Origin of the sequence: Cycloclasticus sp. (genome assembly GCF_019090545.1) — a bacterium.
Lineage (GTDB): Bacteria > Pseudomonadota > Gammaproteobacteria > Methylococcales > Cycloclasticaceae > Cycloclasticus > Cycloclasticus pugetii.
Map to the genome: position 1 here is coordinate 1 of NZ_JAHRVT010000033.1, position 22,677 is coordinate 22,677.

Consider the following 22,677-nt stretch of genomic DNA (forward strand, 5'->3'; position numbering starts at 1 on the left):
AAATGGGACGATAAGGTTCTAACAAGGTTAAATTACCAATCCAGGAGCCACTCACGCCTAGCAGCAACAAGACGAAAGGACCAGCGCAGCAAAGACCAGCGCCAATAGCGGCAATAACACCGCCGATGATTGGAAAGTTGGGATTACTTTTTGACATAACTCACTCTACTTATCGTACTTTAGTAAAACAAGCTTAAACCCCGTACCCAACTACGGAGTCAAGATAAAATTTGAATCATTATTAATCTTCAGGAAGTAGGGAATCAATAATGGGACAGTGGGATTGGTTAGTATTAGAATTACACTCATTCAATAATTCTGTGAGAACGGTTTCTAAGCGGCGAAGACCTGCTATTTTGGCTTTCACACTTGCAAGCTTGTGTAAAGTCATTTCTTGCACTTCTATACAGGGAGTGTCATTAAGGCTGAGTAAATTGGAGATTTCTTCCAAAGTGAACCCAAGATCTTGGGAACGTTTAATGAATTTTATTCGGTTTAATGTTGCCAAAGGATAAAGTCGGTAGCCTAGATGCGGTTTTTCAGGTTTTTCTATAAGACCACGTCGTTCGTAATAACGAACAGTCTCAACATTGATACTAGCTTGTTCGGCTAATTTTCCAATTGTGTACATGTGATATATTTCTCCGTATCTAAGTACGGAGAAATATATCCCTATCTACGTAATTAAGCCATAAAACTTCGTTAGCCTTGAGCTTCTACTCCTTGTTTTATTTATTTCCTGATGCCTGGTTATATGCCCTAATATCGATCAAGTTGTTCTGAGCATAATCTCCCGCAAGGGATGCATTTGAGATCACTGCAATCTGCTTATCCACAAATGCTTTATCTTCATCAGACACACTGTCAGAGATGTAAGCGCCACTCTCATCCTTTTGACGATACTCATTTAGCATTTGCTCCCTTAGACCAAGCATTTCAGGCGACCAACTCGATGAGTCTTCAGAATTGAAAACGCGCCCCGCCAAACCTTCATTGAAAGCTTGAGCGAAAACTTGACTTTGAATCGGGGTCAATCCCATTCTCTGCCCTTCGCTGTATGCTTCCTGTTTAAAATCATCAGCATACTGCTCTAGAAACTCACCATATCGATTGTTAACTGCCGCACCGAATGCCCCCGCCAACATGGCTTCAGACTTAGTGCCCCAGTTTACTTCGGAGGCATACTGCGAACTCGATCCACTGTATGCATCATTAAACGCCGTCAATGGGTTTTCCAAAGAGGTTCCTGCATCAACGGCGGCTTTTAAGCCATCCCAGGTTGATTTGCTGGCCACAGTAGCGTTGTGCAAGAAACCTCGTGAGCCAGGATCTTCAAGCGCTTGTTCTTTGTAACTCTCATAGTCTTCGCCAAAGTGATTCAGTGTATGCAGAGCTGCATCAGTATGCTTGCCACTGAAATCACCGATAGCACTGGCGCTGTTGAAGAACATTTCAGCACCTGAGACTCCGCTATCATCAGCCATAATGCGAGATCGCCACTGAGAGCCAGCTTCACTGTTGAGTCCAGATTGATAGGTACTTGTGTCAGAAGCTACGGCCTGCTGGGCTTGTTGCTGATGCGCATTCAGCTGTCCATCTACACCAGAAAGATTGGTTTGGTAAGCGGATTGAGCCGAATTGAACTGCGTTTGAACTGTTGCAGCATCCTCATAGCCTCCCAGAACACCGGATTCAACTTGGCTTTGAGTGCCACCAAAAGTAGGTGCAGTTGATGACAAGCCTTCATTAGAGCGTGGCTGAATAGATCGTAAATCGGCTCCGGTAGCCATGGCCATAACAGTCATTGCTGCTTGATAGTCATTGTCTCGTTCAGCGGGCGTCGAGGAGTTGCTATAGGTTAAAGACTCCATAGCTGCGGCCACATACGCCTGATTATCATCAGGTAGCAAGCGCTGATACATTGGAAGGTTTTCACGTAATCGGTTACCTGCTTCAACATGCTGGTTCATATAGCGACCTAAATAATCCATGACTTCAGGATTATCCGCTGCTAATCGAGTTAACGTCGCACCATCCGTGTTCCTTTGTCCTGATAGACTGTAGCTGGCCTGATCAAGCTCACTAAAGCGGTTTGATGCCGTGATAACGTCTTGTGCTGAACTCTGAAGTGACTGATAGTCTTGGTTAGACAACGACATTTCAACGCCAGAACGTCTTGAATCTGAAAGGTCCTTAACCATTGCATCGCGATACTCAGCACGTCGTGAATCACTCGATGCCAAGCTTTGCATTTCCCCAGTGAGTGTATTTGCGGTCGTTGATCGAGAACTGCCTTCTGACGACTCAACTTGGCCACTAAAGTTTCCACCTAAATCCAAGCCTGCTCGTAACCGTGATATTTTTGGCACTCTTGAGGATTCGGGCTTATCGACTCCAGGCAAGTTACCTTGTGGGGAGTCATTCCCCCCTGTACCAAGTAATCTTCCCAAGAAGCCTTTATCTGCTACTTCTTTATCACCGGTATTTGTAATGGTTCCATCTCCACCGACCCTTAGGCCTCCCGATAACACGCCCGATACCAAGCCACGTACAGCGTCTTTTTTATCGTCTCCGAAACCATACCGTGTTTGCAGGTCATCAGTAACCTGATTAACAACGGCGCTAGATGCGGAATTAGAAGAACCGATCTGACGTCCAACTGAAGACAGGTTGTCGTAACTTAGCTTTTCACCAAAGGTTCGACTCATGGTATTGCCAACCTGACGGCTAAAGGCTTGAGTTGCCTGAGTCATGGATTCTTTTGCAGAGCCGACCATTGAACCCACCGCATTTCCGACAGAGAAACTGCTAAGTAGGTTTGACGCGCCGGTCATAGCAGAACCCGTAAGGGCTGAATTTTGGAACATTGACTGTGATTGCATCACCGGGGCATTTTTCGCGACATCTGGACTTGCCATCTTTTCATCAATGGCATCACCGTTTTGAAGACGTCCAGCCAAGTGGGTTGCAGTTATTGCTGAGCCATACACGAGCATGAGCGAAATTGCCGGAACACTCGACGCCAACATGCCGCCAGTAGCTATCCAGGTTTGCAGCACTGAATCCATCTGCATCATCCCAGCAAAAGATGGCACTTCTGTACCTGCAAAGGCATCAAGAGCCGACATTTTCCCTGCAACGGTTAAATGAATATACAGGTTAATGATAGCCATGACAGGCATCCAAAGTTGAATCCAAAGCAGGATTAACAAGTACTTCCCAGCCATTCGCATCCCGATTTGGCCAAGGGCTATCACAAAGGCCATCAAAGGGGTGATGGCGTAAATGAAACCCTCAAAAAACGTCATCATCGGACGAACGATACTTTGGAACAGGGTCTGCTCCGCCGCCCATTGTGTATTGCGCTGTTCAATCGCTTGGTTAACCATAACGGCTGCAGTGAAAGCTTGATCATCCATATACTTGCCCGTCACGCTTTGCTCATAAATAGGCAAAAGCACTGACGCGGTCATGTACTCTTGGGTGTTAACCGAAGCCAAACCAAGATTATTCAGTGCATTTCGGATCACGTCATCAGTGTCCGTTGCTGACGAAGTCCCCAATGAGGCTGACAGAACCTGTTTAAGCCTTGGAATGAAGGTTGATTCTGTCATGAGTTTTAGTTGGCTATAGGCATCGGTGCAGTCCAGATCGCTACTGCTACCACTAAGCATGATGCGCGTGCCATAAATGCGCGAATCAAACCTAATCGCAGTCATCGGGTTAGGATCACTCAGCACCAGATCGAGGTTCTTTTGGCCGATGTCGATACCAATCAAGGTGCACTCTTTGATGTAGTTAAACCACGATTGTTCGATATCTGAGCCACCGACACGATTTGCATCACCCAACCCAGAGCGATCCATCACCTGTTTTCTCACTTTAATCAGTGACTGTAAACTGGATGCAAAGCCGTATTCCGTCATGGCGGGAGTTGAGAACGCCGTTTCAAACAATCGCGTGATTTGAAAGCCAACAGTCGAAATCGTACTACCTGCGGCAGCAACACCGATGGGCACATTATCAACCACTCGAACTTGTCCCGTGTACGCATCCTCAATGCTCACTCGGATACTGGGCCCAAACATGGTTGCAAAGACTAGCCATGAGACTAAAACGTGTTGAAAGTTAATCCCACGACCGCCTTGCATTAAGGCCTGAACAGAGACCATCAATACCCCAATGAGCAAGCCAATCCGAACCATTGAAGTAAAGTCGCCTGTACCAGTGATCATCGCGACAGCGTTCAAGACCTGTTCTAAAAATGCCGAATCCCCGATAGAATAGATTTCCCACATTATCTATTCCCCCAGCGCCGTAGATTTAACGGTGTAATAACGCTGCTTGCGAATGGTCTGAATCACCTGATTAAAATGCGCCAGCAACTCTTGCTCTGAGCCGTATCTTCGCTGTAACGCGGCGTACTCCTCATTGATTTGGCGACGTGCACGTTCAAGGTCTTCAGTTAACAACTTCGCATAGGCATGATCTTCTACACCAGAGGTGCTTCTAGCTGCATTGAGCATGTCTTCAACCAATGCCCGGGCCATCTCAACAGCAATAAATGGTGCAGCTCTTGAAGCAAACGACCTAGCAGCCCCTTCATTTAAAGCAGAAAGTGTTCGAATCATGCCGCCAATGCTTGCAGGAGCCGAGGTCATAAAAGCCTTTTCGGTGGTGCTAGCTGCCCCAGTATTTCGAGCAAACTTAAAAATAATGCCGTTACTAGAACCTGTACCAAGAAGTAAATTTTCGACCTGAGTTGATAACCCGGTTAGGGTCACGTTAGTGATTGTTGGATTCAGACATCCGTCTTGTGTCACTGTGTCACATCGGTACATAGCGACGTTACCGCCATGAATTAGATGCTCAATAGTCACTTTATTGCCATTCAGTCTGGTCAGTTTTGGGGCTTTACCTTGACCATCAGCCGCATTCGCTAAATCACCAACGATGATCGAGCCCGTCACGGACATAACCGCTTCAAGAAAACGGTCATCCCCCGATGCAAACCAGCTTGATGCCGAGTGACGTTTCAGTGCTCGCCAGACCAAGTTACCTTTGATCGTTTTGTTCACATCAGATGCCGCGACACTTGAAGCATTCTCATAAGGGTTCTTACCGTTGGACTCACTCCAACTGGTAAAAATGTCTCCAGCCCCTTTAAGTGAGCTCAACATGCTGGCCTCTGTTTGCCCCTTCTTACCAAAGGCGGCCAGGGTATCGTTCACGACTCCCTGAGCCATTTGACAGGAATTGCCAAAATATTCGTTCAACTGCTGGATTTTCTTTTGCAGTGTCTCCATGTGCTGGGAGCATTTCTCACACATAGCACTGAGCGCCAATTGGAATGCGTATCCCTTGGCATTTGCCGCTACAGAGCGAAGTAATTGAACAAACTGATCTGCATTAACAAATGACAAACTTCCAGCGAACATATCAATGCCGCCACAACCGGCTTGGAATGACGGTGGCACCATAGAGACGAGGTTCTCGTTCATGATCCTGTTACGGACAACAACGCTTCCACCAGATATAACGCCACGCCGCTGACTCTCGAATACACCAGGCGCAGTGGTGTTGGTCATTGAACCAAACAACTGGTTCATCTCCTGTTGCAAGCTTGCTTGGCTCATAGACGAAAAACCAATCGCAAAGGCGATTAGCGATACTCGTAATACTTTTTTCATCGTTATAACCCTCCTTGTGCACGCAGATAGCGAACAAGGAACTCAGGGTCCTGCAATATCTTCTCGTTAAGCTCTTGGGCTGACATCGCGAGTGACACGCCGGGCTGAACAGGTCTAGTGGCATAGTAAGTTTGATCGTCAATCCAACCGGCTTGATGGGCTGCAAGAATGATTCGATTATTGAGCTCATCAAGGCTCATTGCGCCTTGCCCAATCGGAGTGATGACATTAGGCGGATCAACTAAGAACACGGCAGGGACAGTCGTAACGGACAAGGATTGTGCTTGTCCTGAATCGACTTTGTAATTGGGAAACTCTCCACCCGGTAAAGGCATGCCATCGACAGCAATAGCAAACACCTCGAAACCGTAGTTCAAAGCCATGGATTCGATGATAGGCGCTTGAGCGTGGCAGTAAGGGCAATCCGAACGATAGAAGAAGAACAAGCCAGCCCGTTTTGCTACTTCACCTAAAGCTACATCGCGTTGAGCGCCAGCTTCTCGATCCATCCGATTGGCAGCATAGGTCGCCAAGGGTCTGCGACTGATTTCATCCAAAACAGGATCGCCCATGACCACCTGCTGACTAACATCAGCAAACTGTGAACCCTTATCCATCATGACGCGCTGAAGATACAGATAAGCCCTGACGTTCTCATTCGTCGGCTCATCAATTGCCTTGTCCATGAACGATTGCATATGCTCTCGGAACCATGCGGCACTGAAGGGCTTTAGTTCGCTCTGACTGGACTCCACGACACCAGTTTCCGGCTCTATCAGCTCATCAGGCTGCTCAGGTTCAGGAATAACCTGATACCAAAACCAGCCTTCCTGACCACGCTGATAGAATGGTCCATCACTGGCATGGGCGGGCAAGATGAATAGCAAGAAAATAATGATTGGGATGGTCACCCATAGGATAAACCAAGGTAACAAAGGGGTTCTCATTGTCAGCTCCAGAAAATTTCATAGAGCTAACATGCTAATGATCCCGGTAAGAGCGATTGGCCAGATAGATGAATGAATCGTGTGTTTTTCTGACTAGCTGTTGTGACCAGTAACAACAGCTAATTTTAACGAGCCAAATTTATGATTGGACCGCTTTGAGCGAATAGCGGACATCAACGTTCACTTCAGCATTACCGAATACTGAACGGTTTTGAGCTAAAGTTTTTGCGCGGCACATGGAAAAGAACTGCGTAGAGTTTGGTGCCAGATGCAAGTCCATGCTAGGGATTTACTGCTGACTAAATAACTGATCCTAATTGTGATACACCTGCTTCAAGCCATGCTTGCCACCTAGGAACGGAGCCGCTGTGTCCATAAAGTGGTATACCTGCTCCAGTAAGTCATCCATGTTCTTACACTGATGGTTACGGGTTATCGTTTCATGCAACGCATGCCATAGCTTTTCAATTTTGTTGTGCCACGGGCTGTATACCGGTAAAAACAAGAGCTTGAACTTTGGGTTCTCATTCAGCCATTTCTGCGTTTTTTTGCTCTTATGGATGATGTAATTATCCACAATTAGCGTGATACTTTTCGCTCGCCGGTATTGCCCTTTCAGTTGCTCCAACAGCGCAATAAACAAATCACTGGTCTTGCGCTCACCACCAACATAACTGATTTGTCCTGTCTGGCTGTGCAGTGCCCCCGCCAGATAGTGTTTCTTATTCTGGCCGGGTGTAGCTACCTTACGCTGTTTACCTTTAAAGCCCCAGTCGGCACCAATCTTCGGATTCAGGTGGATATCCACCTCATCCTGATAAAACACCGGATGGTCCACGCAGCAATTTTCAAGTGCCTCCCGCATGGCTGCTAACTTAGCTTCTTTATCTGGGTCTTGGATATACAGCGTCGGTGCCGCACGACGCCAGACGATGCCGACTTGTGGCAACCACCGCCTGAGAGTTGAGCTATGAATAACGATACGGTAAAGCTTATGCAGTAGCAGTGCGAATAATTCACTACTCCAACGCGACCGCTGATAACCCAGTGTCCTGGGTACATGGTTCACCAACAGTTTTAAAACACCGCAGATAAAGCCTTTGGGCTGACTTGGTGGTCGCCCAGCACCCTTGGTTTTAAGGCCATCTATACCTGCTGCTTCATACTAGGTTACCCACCGGTTTACTGATGAACGGCCTGCTTGCAAAACACGGGCTACTTGCGACTTGGTTTCACCTTTTAGCACCAATAACACCGCATTTGCCCGGCGGCACAGGTCTTTATCTCGGGTTTTATGTACAATTTTCTTCAAGCGGCGGGTTTCTGCGCCGTATAAAAATGCTATTTTGTTCATACTCAATGCGGTTGTTGATTGGTTATGTTTGGCGACTGATCTGATCGCGCAAACCACATTGAGTTCCCTTCCTCGGGTGATCTACTATTTGGAACAGCTATTTAGGATGCCAGCCCACACCTTTCTAATTCATATGTAACATTTTTTCTGTCGTACTGGCATCAAGATAACCAGAACTGAGCAAACAATCTCAAAGGTTGTACAAAATAACACTAAAGTTTTTTCATTAAGTTTTATTGTTATGCTCTTGTGGTGGCTTTCGCCACCACTTTATTAGTTTTCAAGTTCCACCATATCTTTCGCTGCAATGTCACCAGACACTAGCTTTACAGTTGCGAAATGATCATTCACAATTTTAGTAATTTGTACCGTTCCTACCTTTTCGATAGTGTAGGGATCTTCACCTTCACTCAATACTATTCTTTCATGGAATCTAATAACACTGTATTTTTGCCCAACCTCTGCGCCATGCTTAGCACCAATACAGATTAGAGTTCGATTATCAGAACTTTCTACTACCTGACCTCTCATCATGTATTTATGATAAAAAGTGGTATTGGAACAACCCACTAAATATAAACCGAATGTAAGCAATAAAAGAGCTTTTATATAGGGTGTTTTCATCACTGTTACCTCATTTGACTAACTAATTATCTATACACTTTTTTATGAATTCATTTGTTTTTCCGGCCAGCCCCCGAAGGTGCTTGATGACAACTCCAAGGCTTATGAACAGAGTTATCTTTGATGTTCTGATCAACAAATTTGTAGTAACTTTCTTTAGTGTGCGTCCACCAATCATCATGAACATCGGCACCATGTTTGCGAATAACTTCCTCAATCCCATCAAGGTTTATATTTGCCGCATCATATGCTAGGTGTATTTCACCTTCTTTGATGTTGTAACTGACTTCATCTATACCAAAAAGCTGATCAATTGATTTTACTAACTCGTCACAGTTTTCTTCTGTGACATTACTTAGTCTTAAATTTCGAACAACTAAATTCTGCTCTCTAACGCCAACTCTATGATCTAAATCGCTCATAATTTATCTCCTAATGTGAGTGCGAGTGTTGTTGTTTTTTGTCTTTCATTTCTGCCATTTTGTATTTCATTTGTGGCATCATGTTTTCCATCATTTCCAGATGATGTTCAGCCATCTTGATTTGCTTATGCATTGGCATTGCTTCCATGTTTTTGTGCATGGATTGCATCATCTTCATCATTGAGCGGTGATGTTCAGCCATCATCTGCTTTTGCTTTTCAGGATCTTTTTCAGCTTTAATGGCATGGACTTCCTTTTTCATTTCCATCATTTTTGAATGCATTTTTCCCATGTTTTCATGCGACATTGCCATGCCTTGATGCATATCCGATTTGTTCGCACCTTCATGTTTATTCTCATTGTTTTGAGCAAATAAGCTTGTGGCCGCCAATAGTGAGCTGACAAATAAAATTGATTTACCTAACATTTTCATGATTTTTACCTTCTATGTTCTTATTAAAATTTGGAATCCAACTTGGTGTCGATTCCATATAGCTATGGTACTCCGAACCAAACTCGGCAATAGCTTGTGTCTCTTCGCGTTTCGCTAGCTTGACGTAAACAACGACTAAGATTGGAAACATCGCAAGTGTTGGGATGGTCGGCCACTGCAATAAAAAGCCGAACATGATTAGAATGAAAGCTACGTACTGTGGGTGACGACACCTCGCGTACCATCCTGTAGTAGCCAATTGATGGTGTTTTTGCGCGTGATGCAATACGTTCCATGCTGAAGACAACATAAAGAAACCTGCCACAATAAACACCATACTCGCTATATGAAATGGGTCCCAATGGGCATCACCTTCCAAACCAAAGAAAGTATGTAATAAGTGCCCATTTTCATGCGCAAAGAAGTTAACTTCTGGGTAATTTTCAGTTAACCATCCAGACAAAAAATAGATAGTTAAAGGAAAGCCATACATTTCAGTAAATAGGGCGACAATAAAGGCGGAGAACGCTCCTAGGCTTCGCCAATCAGTTGATGTTTTTGGTTTTACAAAACTAAAGGCAAAAAAGATAAAAATTGCTGAATTCAGTATCACCATTGACCATAAGCCATAATCATATGTCTCATTCATCACTGTTCTCCTTCTTATGCAATTCCTTGCGTCCTTCTTCTAACCCTTGTATGTAGCCATCGCGATAGGCTTCATTTTTATCCGTGAGTTCTTGAAAACTCTCTTCCTTTTTGTCATCAGGCGCATGTGAATGATCGTGACCATGTTTGCCGTGACTGCCATGCATAAATACATGCATCAAAGGACATAACAGCAAAATTAAATAGGGAAGAAATTGCAGAACATGTTGTCCATGTTCAAAGATTAAAAAATAGGTGGCTGCGGCAATAAGCACCAATGCAGCCCAACCTGTGGGTGTAAACCAAAATTTAGGGTGTTGATTTTTCATATTGCCCTCCTAAACGACTTTTAAGACACCGCGATACATTTGCATCTGACAGTGAAACTCATGCTCTCCCGGTGATAAGTTCGATAAGGTAATTTGAGTAATTTCATTTAATTTAAGCTGCTCACTTATCTCCAATGATGGAATAAGCATTGTTTCAGCGCAGGGTGATTGATCTTTGCGCATAAACTTCAGAGTGACAGGCTGGCTAGCAGACACTTGAATTGAGGATGGTGAATACACGCCATCCCTCACTTCAATGAGTACTTCACTATCTTGAACAATTGTTTTATTGGGTTTGTATAGCCAAAACCACCAAACAATCATTGCAATTAACACTAAGCCTAATAAGTTAATTATCATCATTGTGATTCTCCTAACGCTTACTTTCTATGAGTTTTGGGCTTTAAAAAAGCGAAGTCGATTTGCATTTGACACTACGGTCAATGACGAAAACGCCATTGCAGCACCAGCAATTACAGGGCTAAGCAGAATGCCAAAGAAGGGGTATAGAACCCCCGCAGCAAAAGGAATCCCGGCTACGTTATAGACAAACGCGCCAAACAAGTTTTGTTTGATATTTCGTAAAGTCGCTTTGCTTACCGCGATGGCATCAGCAAGGCCATGAAGTGAACCACGCATCAGGGTAATATCCGCGCTTTCAATCGCAACGTCTGTACCTGTGCCTATAGCAAAACCAACATCAGCTAACGCTAGCGCCGGAGCATCGTTGATGCCATCACCTGTCATACCAACGATTTCGCCACTGCCTTGTAGCTCTTTCACCTTGTTGGCTTTGTCTTCTGGCAGCACTTCAGCAAAAAACTCGCTAATGCCCGCTTTTTTGGCAACAGCGGCAGCGGTTTCCTTGTTATCCCCCGTTAGCATGATGACGCGTATACCATTGGCCTGAAGACGTTGGATAGCAGAGATTGAGTCAGACTTGATTGGATCTGCAACAGCAATTATTGCGGCAAGCTCACCATCAACAGCAAAATACATAGGTGTTTTAGCTTCTTTTGCTAAAGACTGGGCTTTTCCAACAAAGCCAGTGAGGTCTATGCCTTTTAACTTCATTAGTTTATCGTTACCGAAAAGCAGGGCTTTATTGTTGCAGTTTGCTTCTACACCAAAACCCGTGATGGCGTTAAAGGCTTCAATTTTTAGTAACTCAATATCCTTATCTAATGCACTTTCAACAATCGCTTGCGCTAAAGGGTGCTCTGAGCCGCTTTCTAAACTTGCTGCAAGCTGTAGTACGTCTTTTTCGTCAGTAGCTTTTGCTAAAACAATATCGGTTACCTTAGGTGCCCCTTCAGTAATAGTGCCCGTTTTATCTAAAATCATGGCAGTGATTTTAGAGGCGGTTTGCAGTGCTTCACCGTTTCGAATTAGCACTCCTGCTTCTGCTGCTTTTCCTACTCCGACCATAACAGACATAGGCGTTGCCAAGCCCAAAGCACACGGACAGGCAATAATGAGTACGGTAGTTGCTGAAACGATGGCAAAAGCAATTGCAGGCTCAGGTCCAAAGTTAAGCCATGCTAGCGCACTTAACACAGAGATGATCATGACAACAGGAACGAAATAAGCTGAAATAACATCGGCCAAGCGCCCAATCGGCGGTTTTGAATTTTGCGCTCGTTTGACCATATTGATGATTTGCGCAAGTGCGGTGTCTTTGCCGACGCGTGTCGCTTTAAACAAAATCATACCTGATTTGTTCAAAGTACCAGCAACAACCTCATCTTCTTCGGCTTTTTCAACAGGCATGGGTTCGCCCGTAAGCATGGACTCGTCAATAGACGTGTGTCCTTCCAATACCACACCATCGACGGGGATTTTTTCACCGGGCTTAACTTTCACAACATCATTCAGCAAAACCTGCTCAATACCAATCTGAACCTCTTTGTTATCACGAACTACTGTTGCAGTTTTAGCCTGCAAGCCGATAAGGCGCTTGATGGCTTCAGAGGTTTTTCCTCTGGCTTTGATTTCTAATGCTAGACCTAGATCAATTAAGCCGATGATCATGGCGGTAGCTTCAAAATAAACATGCCGTGCCATCAATGGAACGGCGTCAGGTGCAAACACGACAACCATCGAATACACCCAAGCTGTACCTGTTCCTAAAGCTATTAGAGTGTCCATATTAGCGGAGTGATTTTTAAAGCTTTTCCAAGCGCCAACATAAAAGTGCTTACCTGAAAAATACATAACACCAAAAGTTAAAATGCCTACAAGCAGCCAAGACATGCGTTCAAGGTTGGTTTCAACCGTCATTTCTCCAACTACAATACTGTAGATCATCAAAGGAACACCGAGTGAAAGGGCAATAAATGTATCGCGCATTAGCTTTTTATAATATGCCCAATCAGCCGCTTCTTTCTCGTCAAGCGCATCTGTTGCAGAGCTATCATCAATTGGCTTCGCGTTATACCCCACAGACTCAACAGCTTTGATCAATTCTTCTGTTTTTGCTGTCCCAGAAACTATTACAGTCCTATCAGCAAAATTCATTTCCGCACTGACTACACCAAAAGTTGCCTTTAACGCCCCTTCAATTTTGCCTACACAGCTAGCACACCCAGCTCCTTCAATGATGAGCTGTTGGTTATGTGATACTTTCTCCAACGTATTCTCCTTACTTTTACACGAAGAGGATTGAGCTTTTGACTGACAGCAACAGCTTGATTCAGTTTTTATATTTGTGTTAGTAGCCACCCTTTTTCCTCCTATGCTTTTTTAATTTGCTCAAAGTTTTCGATGAGATGACAAACCATGTTTGCAGTCGGTGCTTTGTCTTCCATTTCTTCCCATCGAGAAAGCGCAGAAGACATTTTTCCTCGAAGTGCCAACATTGCTTGAAACTGCTTTTCTGTTTCTTCAAGCCGCTCTTTGATCAGGCTTCTGACTAATGGGCACGCACTTTTACCATCTTCAGATTCATTAATAATTTCCTTGATATCTGCAACGGAAAAACCAAGGTTTCTGGCACTTAAAATGAATTTAAGTCTCGATACTTCTTTATTCGAGTATGACTTGTAGCCGTTCACTGACTTAGCAGGTTTTAACAATCCTAATCTGGTGTAATAGCGCACCGTATCAGCAGTCGTTCCAAGGCTTTTTGCCAGCTCCGCAACTTTCATATTCACTCCTCAGTTTTTTAGCTAAGTTTGTACTCTCATCTTCAGCTTAGACCTGTGTCTAAGACACAGGTCAAGTACTAATTCTAGTGAATAAGCTAAAAACTAATTTTTTGGTAAAAGAGAAATCTCGGTCAAAATCGACAGCATTAAGTACTGTAAATAGCAATAGTTTGAGCATTTTCATAATGCCTTTCCAAATATCGTACTAATCGTTCAAAACAATTGGTTATTTAAACCAATGAAAAAATCATTCTATTTTGATGGGAGTGGCGAAAAAAAGACGCACTGTTCCCGTGATTAGCCAATAATTGGTGGACGATAAAGTAAGAGATGGATACCAGATTTTGGTAGGGGTGTACGCTGTAGAATTAGCTCAGAATGAATATTGCAAATACCTTCGTCTTGCGCTTCCACAAGATAGGCATTTAAATGAAAGCTTGTACAAAAACCGCCTTCACAACAAACACAATCACTAGCTTTGCATTTTTCACAGACTTCATCACCATGACGGTGTTTAGAATCTTGCGAGTTTACAGTGTGATAGTGACTATTGTCATTCATTGATTGATGGTGAATATTTTTGCTTCGTTGCATAATATGCGTGTCGGAAGATCCATTTTGATGTTCTTCACAATTCATTGGCTTAGCTGTAGCAAAACTATGCTGCGTAAGCAACACAGTTATTATTACTATTTTAAACCACCTGAAAAGTCCAAACATTATCATTCCTTCTTTAGCACCTACAATATTAGCCACTTTATAAAAATAATTTTATGATCTTGATCAACCTTTGAACTAAAACCTAAACTTTTTACTTTTTACTTTTTACTTTTTACTTTTTACTTTTTACTTTTTACTTTTTACTTTTTACTTTTTACTTTTTACTTTTTTAAACAGCTTAAACTTCACAAGTATAAAAGGGGTGTCTAATTTATACTCATGAGATTGAAGCCAAGCATGAGCACCATTAAAAGAAATAAAAACCCTACGCTCATAATTAGGTATTGAGTAATGGATCATTTTTCCAATTGTTCAGCTTTAAGCGCAGTACTTTGCAACAATCGGTTCTATCCCGGGCACATCCAATTCCCGTTCATCAAAAGTGATAAAATGGCCTATTGTACGTCTTTCAATGGCGATGTTTTTTGCCTTGACTCTTTAACCTTAACCATTCGCCAACTTTACTTCTTAGCTGATATTCCACCTTGATAGGTATACACCAGACTGGCACCGACTGAAAACAAGAAGTAGCTTACTATTACTGCTCTTAGTTCTTTCCAAAAAAACTATTAGCTAGGCCTTTCCTAACATAACTAAAATGGTTTAAATCCCAAAAAACGAAAGCTACCATCAATATAGTTGCGGTAGCTCTCATCAAGTCAATATAGTATTTCTTCATATCAGAGCCAGAACTTGATACCTGCAACAAAAGCAGTATCACGAGTACTTTGCCCATTTAACTTCGCAAAGTCGGCTGTATTACCAAATTTATTTGTCCACTCAACGCCAACATAGGGAGCAAACTGGCGGGTAAACTCATAACGAACCCGAAAACCAATAGCACTGCTAGACAAGCCACTACCAAGGTTATTTTGGACGTCATCCTTACCGTAAAGCGTCAACTCTGCTCGTGGTTGAACAATTAACTTTTGAGTAAGTAATAGCTCATACTCAGCTTCGATCGAAAATGCACTATTACCTTGCTCTCCTAAATACGCAGTCATATCAATTTCAAACCAGTAGGGGGCTAGACCTTGTAAACCAAAAGCTAGCCATTTGCGGTTTTCACCTTCGTTATTGTAATCAAGTCGAATACCGACTTGTGTATCCCAATAAGCAGATATTGCGTGGCCCCATAGAAAATCTGTTTGGTTCTCCTCTAAATTACCTTCGCTAAAATCTCCTTCAGTTTTGATGACTAATCTATCAAAAGTAGTGCCATACCATGCCTGAAAGTCAAAAACACCTGCGTTTGTTTGCTCATTATATTCAAGACGATTCCCTAGTAGCGCGTAAAATGAATGCTCATCTGCCAAAGTCAGTCGTTTGTCGCTACTGAGTGCATAAGGGCCTTCAGTCAAAGTTGTACCTGCTGCATAAGCATGGGGGTCTCTAGCATCTTTAGGTGCATCTCCACCTTGTGCTTGCATTTTAGAATCACCCATCTCAGTCATCTCATCTTTTGCAGATACAGATACAGATACACTTATAAGAGGCAAACCTATTAATAATAGTCTTAACGTATTGGTTAGTATTAATTTTTTCATGATACAACTACCTCTCTAAACATACCTGCATCCATGTGGAATAATAAATGGCAATGCCATGCCCAGCGACCTACGTCATGAGGTGTTGTTAAAAAACTAATTCTTTGCGCTGGTTGTACAGGGATAGTATGGCGACGAACCTGTACATCACCTTTTTCATTCTCCAAATCGCTCCACATACCATGCAGGTGCATGGGATGTGTCATCATTGTATCGTTTTGTAAAATAACTCTTAAACGTTGATTATGCTTCATGTGAACTGGCGTGCTTTTTCCAAATTCCAAGCCATCAAATGACCAGCTATAACGCTCCATGTTTCCAGTTAAATGTAATTCAATTTCAGCCTCTGGCTCTTGCTGGTTTGTAATTCCCTCAAGAGAATGTAAATCTGCAAGTGTTAAAACACGGCGTCCATTTTTACGTAAACCTATACCGGGATCATCAAGGTTTGTTCTAGGCATATCAACACGCATATCAACAGAAGCTCCATACTCTGTTTTTGCATGACGCACTTTAGTGCTAGCAACAGCTAATGGGTTTTTAGTCATTCCATGTTTACTATGATCCATTGCCATCGCTCCATGACCCATTGCACTATGATCCATTTTATTAGAATTCATGCCCGACATACCTGCCGTATCAGCCATTGTAGAATGCACACTATCATGGGTCATATTGCCCATCATATCTGTCATCGTTAACCACTCAACGGGGTCTAAAGAAGGTACTGGTGCATCAACGTTAGGTGCCATTGATAAAGTACCTTTAGCATAACCTGAGCGATCCATGCTTTGTGCAAAAATCGTATATGCATCATTTTTTGGCTCGACAAGTACATCATAAGTTTCACCGGGACCAAATCTAAATTCATCTACTGTCACAGGTTCAACATTTTGTCCATCAGCTTGTACAACTGTTAACTTCAGCTCAGGTATTCTTACATCAAAAAACGTATTGCTAGAACCGTTAATAAATCTAAGCCTAACCTTTTCGCCAGCTTTAAACATTCCACGCCAGTTTGTCAAAGGCGCACAACCATTCATTAAAAAAGTCATTGCAGATGCTGATAAGTCTGCAAGATCTGTAGGGTTCATTCTCATTTTATTCCACATTTCCCGGCGTTGTAGCGCATTTGAAACGCTGCTATTTGAAATGTCATCAAAAAACTCTGGAACAGTAGGTTGATTAAAGTTAAATACATCGCTCTGTACTTTTAACTTGCGAAAAAAATCCATTGGGTCATCATCAGTCCAATCAGACAATTGGATGACATGCTCATTGTCAGCACTAATAATATCCTTTTCTCTTGGCTCAATAATTAATGCGCCGTACATACCTGTCATTTCTTGAAAGCCACTGTGTGAGTGATACCAATATGTGCCGCTTTGTTGCAGCTTAAATTTATAAACAAAGGTTTCACCCGGCATTATACCTTTAAAGCTAATACCCGGTACGCCATCCATTTGATACGGAAGAATGATCCCATGCCAATGAATTGAACTCGGCACTGATAATTTATTAGTTACCCTGATAGTAACGTCATCACCTTCTCTGAGGCGCAAGGTAGGAGCTGGTATTGAGCCATTGATTGTTGTAGCCATTCTTACAACACCTGTGAAGTTTACGGGTGACTCATCTATCACTAAATCTATTACTTCTCCACTTAGTTCGGGCGCAGTACCTGTTGAAGTTCCAGCAATCAAAGATGAAGCTGCATGAAGAACACTTGGAAAAGCAGCTAATACACCGCCAGCAATTACACCTTGTACAAAGCGTCTACGTGGCGTAGAAACTTGATGTAATGGACTTTTAATTCTCATTTTGTACTCCGTTATTTAACCAATAAATTAATGTGACCAATGAATGTGCTTAATCTTCCATTCACCATTTTGTTTTTCCAGCACCATCGTTTCCATGCCTTGATAATCGCGTTCAACACCTTTATGAGTACCTGTAGTTTGACTACGCGACGCAGAGATAGCGGTATTTCCAAGTATCGTCACTTGATGTTCAAGTGTGTCGCTCTTCATCGCTGCTAAATACTTCATATCCGACAACATATGATGATGAGCATATTCATCAGCGCTCCTTTCAACGCGGCCTCCCTCGAAAATGGTGACATCATCCGCTAACTGCGCTCTAGCCTGTTTTTGATTGCCAGTTTCAAGTGCTTGATGAAATGCCAAAACAACTTTTGCGGCAGGGGTATCTATACCTTTAAACAAACCTTTGTCTTTGTTCTTATCACCATGAGCGTTTGCTGCGAAACTAAACGTCATTAATAAAACGAGTAATATATTTATTGTTTTCATTTTCATTCTCTCTTTTAGGTTTTAATTTGCAGGGCCAACAACACTAGTAAGCCCAGCCGTTACAGATAAAATGGCAAAAGCTACTACCATTTCTATCGAGATAGATTTAGATAAAGCCTCTCTGCCTTGACTATTTTTAAGTTGTGGAACGAGTATTAGTTTATGTTTAGCAGCAAGTGCCAAAATAGACACTACAAGGGCCAATTTAAACAACAGTGTTTGTCCGTAACTTGAGCTTATTAGTGCATCAAGACTTCCGACCAATTGAATCACGAGCCAGAGGCCTGCTACCAACAATAGGCTCAATGTAAAACTTGCTTGTTTGCCAAAGCTTTCCATCAGCAAATGAAGTTCTGCATAACTTAGCTGATGGCAAGCCTGTTTTAGTGGCAATAACGCCCCAAACCACCATGCCATAACGAGCACATGCAAAATAAGCAAGCCTTTTTCAATTGTGCCTAACTCAGAAATATGACCCAGTAACGTGAATGAGTATGCAAGGATTAATAAACTCAACATTAAAGCGCTTTGTTTTAAGTACGAGTTCACAGCGAGTTTGAACCTTAAAGCTAAAGCGATTATTGCGGTAACTAGCCCAAGCGCTCGAAGCAAAGCTCCAGTGCCGACAGAGGAGTCCCACATAATAGCCAATATATCAGCGTCTATCGCCCCCTGAATTCCCTCTTCTGCCATTGCACCAGTACTGGCAAAGAACCAAGTAATATTAGCGATCAAAGCCATAACTATATAAGTTCTTGTCCACGTTAAATTCGCTATTACAGCATTAGTATGAGATTCATTATTCTCAAATATTTGCCTGAAAAATGTATAACCTGCAATACAGGCAAAGCCGACGTAAAATACAATTTTTGACAGTACAATGACTGTATTCCAGATATACATTTCCATATCAATCACACCGCCTATTTTAGTGAACCATAAAGCCGAAGCTATGTTTCATTTTATGACCATCGTTACCTAAGAAGGTTACATCCACAGCATAGTTTGCAGGAGCTAATTTAGGTAGTTTCCATGTAAATTTGCTAGTAGCGACTTTAGAAGGCTCGAATCCAAATTTAAATTCTTCGCCTTGTTTATTGGCCAATGAAACTTTTACAACCCGTACCTCTTTGGTGAACACCAAAGTTAACTCTTCTGGAGGATTCATTAGCATTGCATTATCAGCAGGCACACTTTTTTCAAGATGCACATGCGCAAATACCGCACTACTAAAAACGACACTGATTACGGTTAAAAATTTAATTAGTTTTTTCATATTTACCTCTATTTTAGTTTATTGAAATTGCTATTTATGGTTTCTTAACTTCGCTAAGCATTACTTTTTAGCTCCGCCTTAGAAAGTTCCTTGTTAAAGGCGTTTAATTCTGGCTTTTTAACGATTGAGTAAATTACTGGGAGCACAATAAGAGTGAGTAGCACAGCACTTGTCATTCCGCCTACCATAGGTGCAGCAATACGACTCATAATCTCCGAACCTGTTCCTGTACCATATAAAATGGGCATCAAGCCGATAATGATTGTTGCAACTGTCATCATTACTGGACGAACTCGTAAGCCTGCACCGTGCAATAATGCATCTTGATATGCATCATCAGAGATAGGTTCAGCTCGCTCTTCAGCTTTTTCCTTAAGCTCAGCAAGTGCCTGATTGAGATAGACCAACATTATCACACCAATCTCAACCGCTACCCCAGCTAGAGCAATAAAGCCCACGCCAACAGCCACAGAGAAGTTAAACCCTTCCAGATACATCAACCATAAGCCACCAATCATCGCCATCGGCAAGGTAACGATAATGATAGCCACCTCACTAAACGCTCTGAAGTTTAAGTAAAGTAGAATAACAATAATGGCGAGTGTTAAAGGAACAACGTAAGTAAGCTTGGCTTTGGCTCTTTCCATATATTCGTATTGACCAGCCCAAGTAATCGAATAACCTGCTGGTAATATAAGATTTTTAGCTAAATGCTCTTTTGCACTTTGAACATAAGTACCTACGTCAACGCCCTCTATATCAATGAACGTCCAACCATTAATACGTGCATTTTCACTCTTGATCCCCGGAGGGCCTACTTCTACTTTTATTTCAGCTACGTCACCTAGTGCGATGCGTTGTCCATTTGGAGTGACAACAGGCAAGCGCGACAACTGCTCTGGAGAGTCACGATAATCTTGTGGGTATCGCAAGTTGACAGGATAACGCTCTTGACCTTCTACTGTTTGAGTGACATTCATGCCACCAATAGCAGTTGAAACTACTTGTTGTACGTCATCGATGTTTAATCCAAAACGACTTGCTTTCTCACGAGAAATATCAACTTTTATATATCGTCCACCTGCAACTCGTTCAGAATAAACTGAAGCGGTCCCGGTCACCTCAGGTAACAATTGCTCTATTTGTTGTCCAATCTCTTGAATCGTATTTAAATCAGATCCTGCTACTTTAATCCCTACTGGCGTTTTGATACCCGTTGCTAACATGTCAATACGAGTTTTGATTGGCATAACCCAAGCGTTAGTTAAGCCCGGAAACTTAACCAATTTATCAAACTCAGCTTTTAACGATTCTGTTGTCACTCCCTCACGCCACTCTTCTTGAGGCTTCAACTGAATGAAGGTTTCAATCATAGTTAACGGTGCAGGGTCAGTTGCAGATTCAGCTCTTCCGACCTTACCAAATACAGTTTCAACTTCAGGCACTGTTTTAATTAGCTTGTCGGTTTGCTGTAGAATCTCTCTTGCCTTACCAATAGAGATCCCCGGATATGTAGTCGGCATGTACATTAAATCTCCTTCATCTAGAGGAGGAATAAACTCGCTACCAATCTTATCAACAGGCCAAAAACCGACGATAGTCACTAATATTGCTGCTACAATTGTCGATTTTGGAAACTTCATTACTTGCTTTAAAACAGGCATGTAAATAGCAATTAGCAATCGGTTTAACGGATTTTTCTTTTCTGAAACAATTTTGCCTCGAATAAAGTACCCCATTAATACAGGCACCAATGTTATCGCTAAGCCTGCTGATGCAGCCATTGCATATGTTTTTGTGTAAGCAAGAGGAGAGAACATTCTTCCTTCTTGCGCTTCCAAAATAAATACAGGCAAGAATGAGACTGTAATGATGAGCAAACTAAAGAATAATGCAGGACCGACTTCACTTGCCGCCTTTGAGACTATTTGCCAACGATTTTCATCTGTTAGCGGTGTCTTTTCCATATGTTTATGCATATTTTCAATCATCACTATTGCGCCATCTGTCATCGCACCAATTGCAATAGCGATACCACCTAATGACATAATATTCGCATTGATACCTTGCATATGCATGATGATAAATGAAGCTAAGATGCCAATAGGTAGAGTGACAACTGCAACAATCGAAGATCGAAAATGAAACAGAAATGCAACACATACAATCGCGACGACAGCAAGCTCTTCGAGCAATTTACTCCATAGGTTTTCTACCGCCTCTCCTATTAAGCCAGAGCGATCATAAACCGTAACTATTTCAACTCCTTCGGGTAAACCTTTTTTTAACTCTTCTAATTTGGCTTTTACTCCATCAATGGTTTTTTGTGCGTTTTCACCAAAGCGCATAACAACCACACCACCAACAACTTCTCCTTCACCATTAAGTTCAGCGATGCCCCGTCTCATTTGTGGACCTAAGTTAACTTCTGCCACATCGCCAATAGTAAGCGGCGTTCCTTGTTCGTTCACACCGAGAGGGATCAACTCTATATCTGAAATACTTTTGATATAGCCAGTAGCGGTAACCATGTACTCTGCTTCAGCCATTTCAACAACAGAGGCACCTGTTTCTTGGTTACCACGCTTAAGGGCCATTTGAATGTGACTAAGTGGTATACCGTAGGCTCTTAACTTATCGGGATCGACTTGTATTTGATATTGTTTAACCATTCCACCAACGGCAGCAACCTCTGACACTCCGGGGACAGTTTGCAATTCATATTTTAAGAACCAATCTTGAATACTACGCAATTGGCTAATATCCAAGTTGCCCGTTTTATCTACAAGAGAATATAGGTAAACCCAGCCAACACCTGTCGCATCTGGCCCTAGTTGTGGACGCGCACTAGCGGGTAGTGAAGGGGCTACTTGACTTAAATATTCAAGTACTCTGCTCCTTGCCCAATATAAGTCAGTGTCTTCGTCAAAGATGACGTAAACAAATGAGTCACCAAAAAATGAATAGCCACGAACAGTAACAGCGCCGGGAACAGACAACATTGCAGTTGTCAGTGGATAAGTAACCTGATCTTGGACAACTTGCGGTGCCTGACCGGGGTAATTCGTTTTAATTATTACTTGAACGTCAGATAAATCTGGTAGTGCATCAACAGGCGTATTCTTTATTGAAAATAGCCCACCACCAATCAAAATTAAGGTAGCTAAGATAACAAAGAAACGATTGCCGATAGACCATCTAATAATTGATTCAATCATTATTTTTCTCC

20 protein-coding genes and 1 pseudogene are annotated in these 22,677 nt (G+C 42.6%); all 21 read right to left on the bottom strand.

What is annotated here, in order from left to right; all coding sequences use genetic code 11:
• On the bottom strand, nucleotides 1-157 hold a 157-nt coding region (locus tag KUG63_RS07660), incomplete at its 3' end, for a mercuric transporter MerT family protein (protein WP_287554817.1).
• Between the two features lie 84 nt (nucleotides 158-241).
• Nucleotides 242-631: an Hg(II)-responsive transcriptional regulator gene (gene merR / locus KUG63_RS07665; RefSeq protein WP_028867973.1), complete on the bottom strand. Its 390-nt coding sequence runs from the start codon at nucleotides 629-631 to the stop codon at nucleotides 242-244.
• 97 nt (nucleotides 632-728) lie between these two features.
• Entirely contained in the window at nucleotides 729-4,298 is a 3,570-nt protein-coding gene (locus KUG63_RS07670) for a conjugal transfer protein TraG N-terminal domain-containing protein (protein WP_287554627.1), read from the bottom strand.
• A gap of 3 nt (nucleotides 4,299-4,301) precedes the next feature.
• Nucleotides 4,302-5,690: a conjugal transfer protein TraH gene (locus KUG63_RS07675; protein WP_108716805.1), complete on the bottom strand. Its 1,389-nt coding sequence runs from the start codon at nucleotides 5,688-5,690 to the stop codon at nucleotides 4,302-4,304.
• Between the two features lie 2 nt (nucleotides 5,691-5,692).
• On the bottom strand, nucleotides 5,693-6,637 hold the full coding sequence (locus tag KUG63_RS07680) for a thioredoxin family protein (RefSeq protein WP_287554631.1): 945 nt from the start codon (nucleotides 6,635-6,637) through the stop codon (nucleotides 5,693-5,695).
• A 313-nt stretch (nucleotides 6,638-6,950) separates the two neighbouring features.
• A pseudogene (locus KUG63_RS07685) lies at nucleotides 6,951-7,991 on the bottom strand (IS630 family transposase).
• A gap of 273 nt (nucleotides 7,992-8,264) precedes the next feature.
• Complete coding sequence (locus KUG63_RS07690; RefSeq protein WP_004589646.1) at nucleotides 8,265-8,615, bottom strand: hypothetical protein; 351 nt, start codon at nucleotides 8,613-8,615, stop codon at nucleotides 8,265-8,267.
• Nucleotides 8,616-8,665: 50 nt separating this feature from the next.
• Complete coding sequence (locus KUG63_RS07695) at nucleotides 8,666-9,037, bottom strand: cation transporter (protein WP_287554634.1); 372 nt, start codon at nucleotides 9,035-9,037, stop codon at nucleotides 8,666-8,668.
• 10 nt (nucleotides 9,038-9,047) lie between these two features.
• On the bottom strand, nucleotides 9,048-9,470 hold the full coding sequence (locus tag KUG63_RS07700) for a hypothetical protein (protein ID WP_184424898.1): 423 nt from the start codon (nucleotides 9,468-9,470) through the stop codon (nucleotides 9,048-9,050).
• The gene (locus KUG63_RS07705) at nucleotides 9,454-10,119 is read right to left on the bottom strand and encodes a methyltransferase family protein (protein ID WP_184424896.1); all 666 of its coding nucleotides are present in this window, start codon (nucleotides 10,117-10,119) and stop codon (nucleotides 9,454-9,456) included. Before KUG63_RS07705 ends, KUG63_RS07700 begins: the two co-directional genes overlap by 17 nt.
• Complete coding sequence (locus tag KUG63_RS07710; RefSeq protein WP_287554638.1) at nucleotides 10,112-10,447, bottom strand: DUF2933 domain-containing protein; 336 nt, start codon at nucleotides 10,445-10,447, stop codon at nucleotides 10,112-10,114. The genes KUG63_RS07705 and KUG63_RS07710 overlap by 8 nt, the downstream gene beginning before the upstream one ends.
• Nucleotides 10,448-10,456: 9 nt before the next feature.
• Nucleotides 10,457-10,810, bottom strand: coding sequence for a cupredoxin domain-containing protein (locus KUG63_RS07715; protein WP_287554640.1), 354 nt, complete (start codon nucleotides 10,808-10,810; stop codon nucleotides 10,457-10,459).
• A 24-nt stretch (nucleotides 10,811-10,834) separates the two neighbouring features.
• Nucleotides 10,835-13,150 carry a heavy metal translocating P-type ATPase gene (locus tag KUG63_RS07720; RefSeq protein WP_413464115.1) on the bottom strand — a complete coding sequence of 772 codons (2,316 nt, stop codon included), beginning with the start codon at nucleotides 13,148-13,150 and terminating at the stop codon, nucleotides 10,835-10,837.
• Nucleotides 13,151-13,179: 29 nt separating this feature from the next.
• The gene (locus KUG63_RS07725) at nucleotides 13,180-13,593 is read right to left on the bottom strand and encodes a MerR family transcriptional regulator (RefSeq protein ID WP_008467855.1); all 414 of its coding nucleotides are present in this window, start codon (nucleotides 13,591-13,593) and stop codon (nucleotides 13,180-13,182) included.
• 297 nt (nucleotides 13,594-13,890) lie between these two features.
• Nucleotides 13,891-14,349: a hypothetical protein gene (locus KUG63_RS07730; protein ID WP_287554645.1), complete on the bottom strand. Its 459-nt coding sequence runs from the start codon at nucleotides 14,347-14,349 to the stop codon at nucleotides 13,891-13,893.
• Between the two features lie 644 nt (nucleotides 14,350-14,993).
• Entirely contained in the window at nucleotides 14,994-15,860 is an 867-nt protein-coding gene (locus KUG63_RS07735) for a copper resistance protein B (RefSeq protein ID WP_287554647.1), read from the bottom strand.
• A complete protein-coding gene (locus KUG63_RS07740) occupies nucleotides 15,857-17,680 on the bottom strand; it encodes a copper resistance system multicopper oxidase (protein WP_287554649.1) in 1,824 nt (607 codons plus the stop codon). Before KUG63_RS07740 ends, KUG63_RS07735 begins: the two co-directional genes overlap by 4 nt.
• 27 nt (nucleotides 17,681-17,707) lie before the next feature.
• Nucleotides 17,708-18,172, bottom strand: coding sequence for a YybH family protein (locus KUG63_RS07745; protein ID WP_004589260.1), 465 nt, complete (start codon nucleotides 18,170-18,172; stop codon nucleotides 17,708-17,710).
• A gap of 21 nt (nucleotides 18,173-18,193) precedes the next feature.
• On the bottom strand, nucleotides 18,194-19,081 hold the full coding sequence (locus tag KUG63_RS07750; protein ID WP_024596191.1) for a copper resistance D family protein: 888 nt from the start codon (nucleotides 19,079-19,081) through the stop codon (nucleotides 18,194-18,196).
• 19 nt (nucleotides 19,082-19,100) lie between these two features.
• On the bottom strand, nucleotides 19,101-19,448 hold the full coding sequence (locus KUG63_RS07755; protein WP_010558032.1) for a copper resistance protein CopC: 348 nt from the start codon (nucleotides 19,446-19,448) through the stop codon (nucleotides 19,101-19,103).
• 53 nt (nucleotides 19,449-19,501) lie between these two features.
• Entirely contained in the window at nucleotides 19,502-22,666 is a 3,165-nt protein-coding gene (locus KUG63_RS07760) for an efflux RND transporter permease subunit (RefSeq protein ID WP_287554651.1), read from the bottom strand.
• Nucleotides 22,667-22,677 lie beyond the last annotated feature (11 nt).

Bases quoted from the DNA above. Each gene is read 5' to 3' on its own strand.
- merR (WP_028867973.1), bottom strand. From the start codon at position 631: ATGTACACAATTGGAAAATTAGCCGAACAAGCTAGTATCAATGTTGAG.
- KUG63_RS07670 (WP_287554627.1), bottom strand. From the start codon at position 4,298: ATGTGGGAAATCTATTCTATCGGGGATTCGGCATTTTTAGAACAGGTC.
- KUG63_RS07675 (WP_108716805.1), bottom strand. From the start codon at position 5,690: ATGAAAAAAGTATTACGAGTATCGCTAATCGCCTTTGCGATTGGTTTT.
- KUG63_RS07680 (WP_287554631.1), bottom strand. From the start codon at position 6,637: ATGAGAACCCCTTTGTTACCTTGGTTTATCCTATGGGTGACCATCCCA.
- KUG63_RS07690 (WP_004589646.1), bottom strand. From the start codon at position 8,615: ATGAAAACACCCTATATAAAAGCTCTTTTATTGCTTACATTCGGTTTA.
- KUG63_RS07695 (WP_287554634.1), bottom strand. From the start codon at position 9,037: ATGAGCGATTTAGATCATAGAGTTGGCGTTAGAGAGCAGAATTTAGTT.
- KUG63_RS07700 (WP_184424898.1), bottom strand. From the start codon at position 9,470: ATGAAAATGTTAGGTAAATCAATTTTATTTGTCAGCTCACTATTGGCG.
- KUG63_RS07705 (WP_184424896.1), bottom strand. From the start codon at position 10,119: ATGAATGAGACATATGATTATGGCTTATGGTCAATGGTGATACTGAAT.
- KUG63_RS07710 (WP_287554638.1), bottom strand. From the start codon at position 10,447: ATGAAAAATCAACACCCTAAATTTTGGTTTACACCCACAGGTTGGGCT.
- KUG63_RS07715 (WP_287554640.1), bottom strand. From the start codon at position 10,810: ATGATGATAATTAACTTATTAGGCTTAGTGTTAATTGCAATGATTGTT.
- KUG63_RS07725 (WP_008467855.1), bottom strand. From the start codon at position 13,593: ATGAAAGTTGCGGAGCTGGCAAAAAGCCTTGGAACGACTGCTGATACG.
- KUG63_RS07735 (WP_287554647.1), bottom strand. From the start codon at position 15,860: ATGAAAAAATTAATACTAACCAATACGTTAAGACTATTATTAATAGGT.
- KUG63_RS07740 (WP_287554649.1), bottom strand. From the start codon at position 17,680: ATGAGAATTAAAAGTCCATTACATCAAGTTTCTACGCCACGTAGACGC.
- KUG63_RS07745 (WP_004589260.1), bottom strand. From the start codon at position 18,172: ATGAAAACAATAAATATATTACTCGTTTTATTAATGACGTTTAGTTTC.
- KUG63_RS07750 (WP_024596191.1), bottom strand. From the start codon at position 19,081: ATGGAAATGTATATCTGGAATACAGTCATTGTACTGTCAAAAATTGTA.
- KUG63_RS07755 (WP_010558032.1), bottom strand. From the start codon at position 19,448: ATGAAAAAACTAATTAAATTTTTAACCGTAATCAGTGTCGTTTTTAGT.
- KUG63_RS07760 (WP_287554651.1), bottom strand. From the start codon at position 22,666: ATGATTGAATCAATTATTAGATGGTCTATCGGCAATCGTTTCTTTGTT.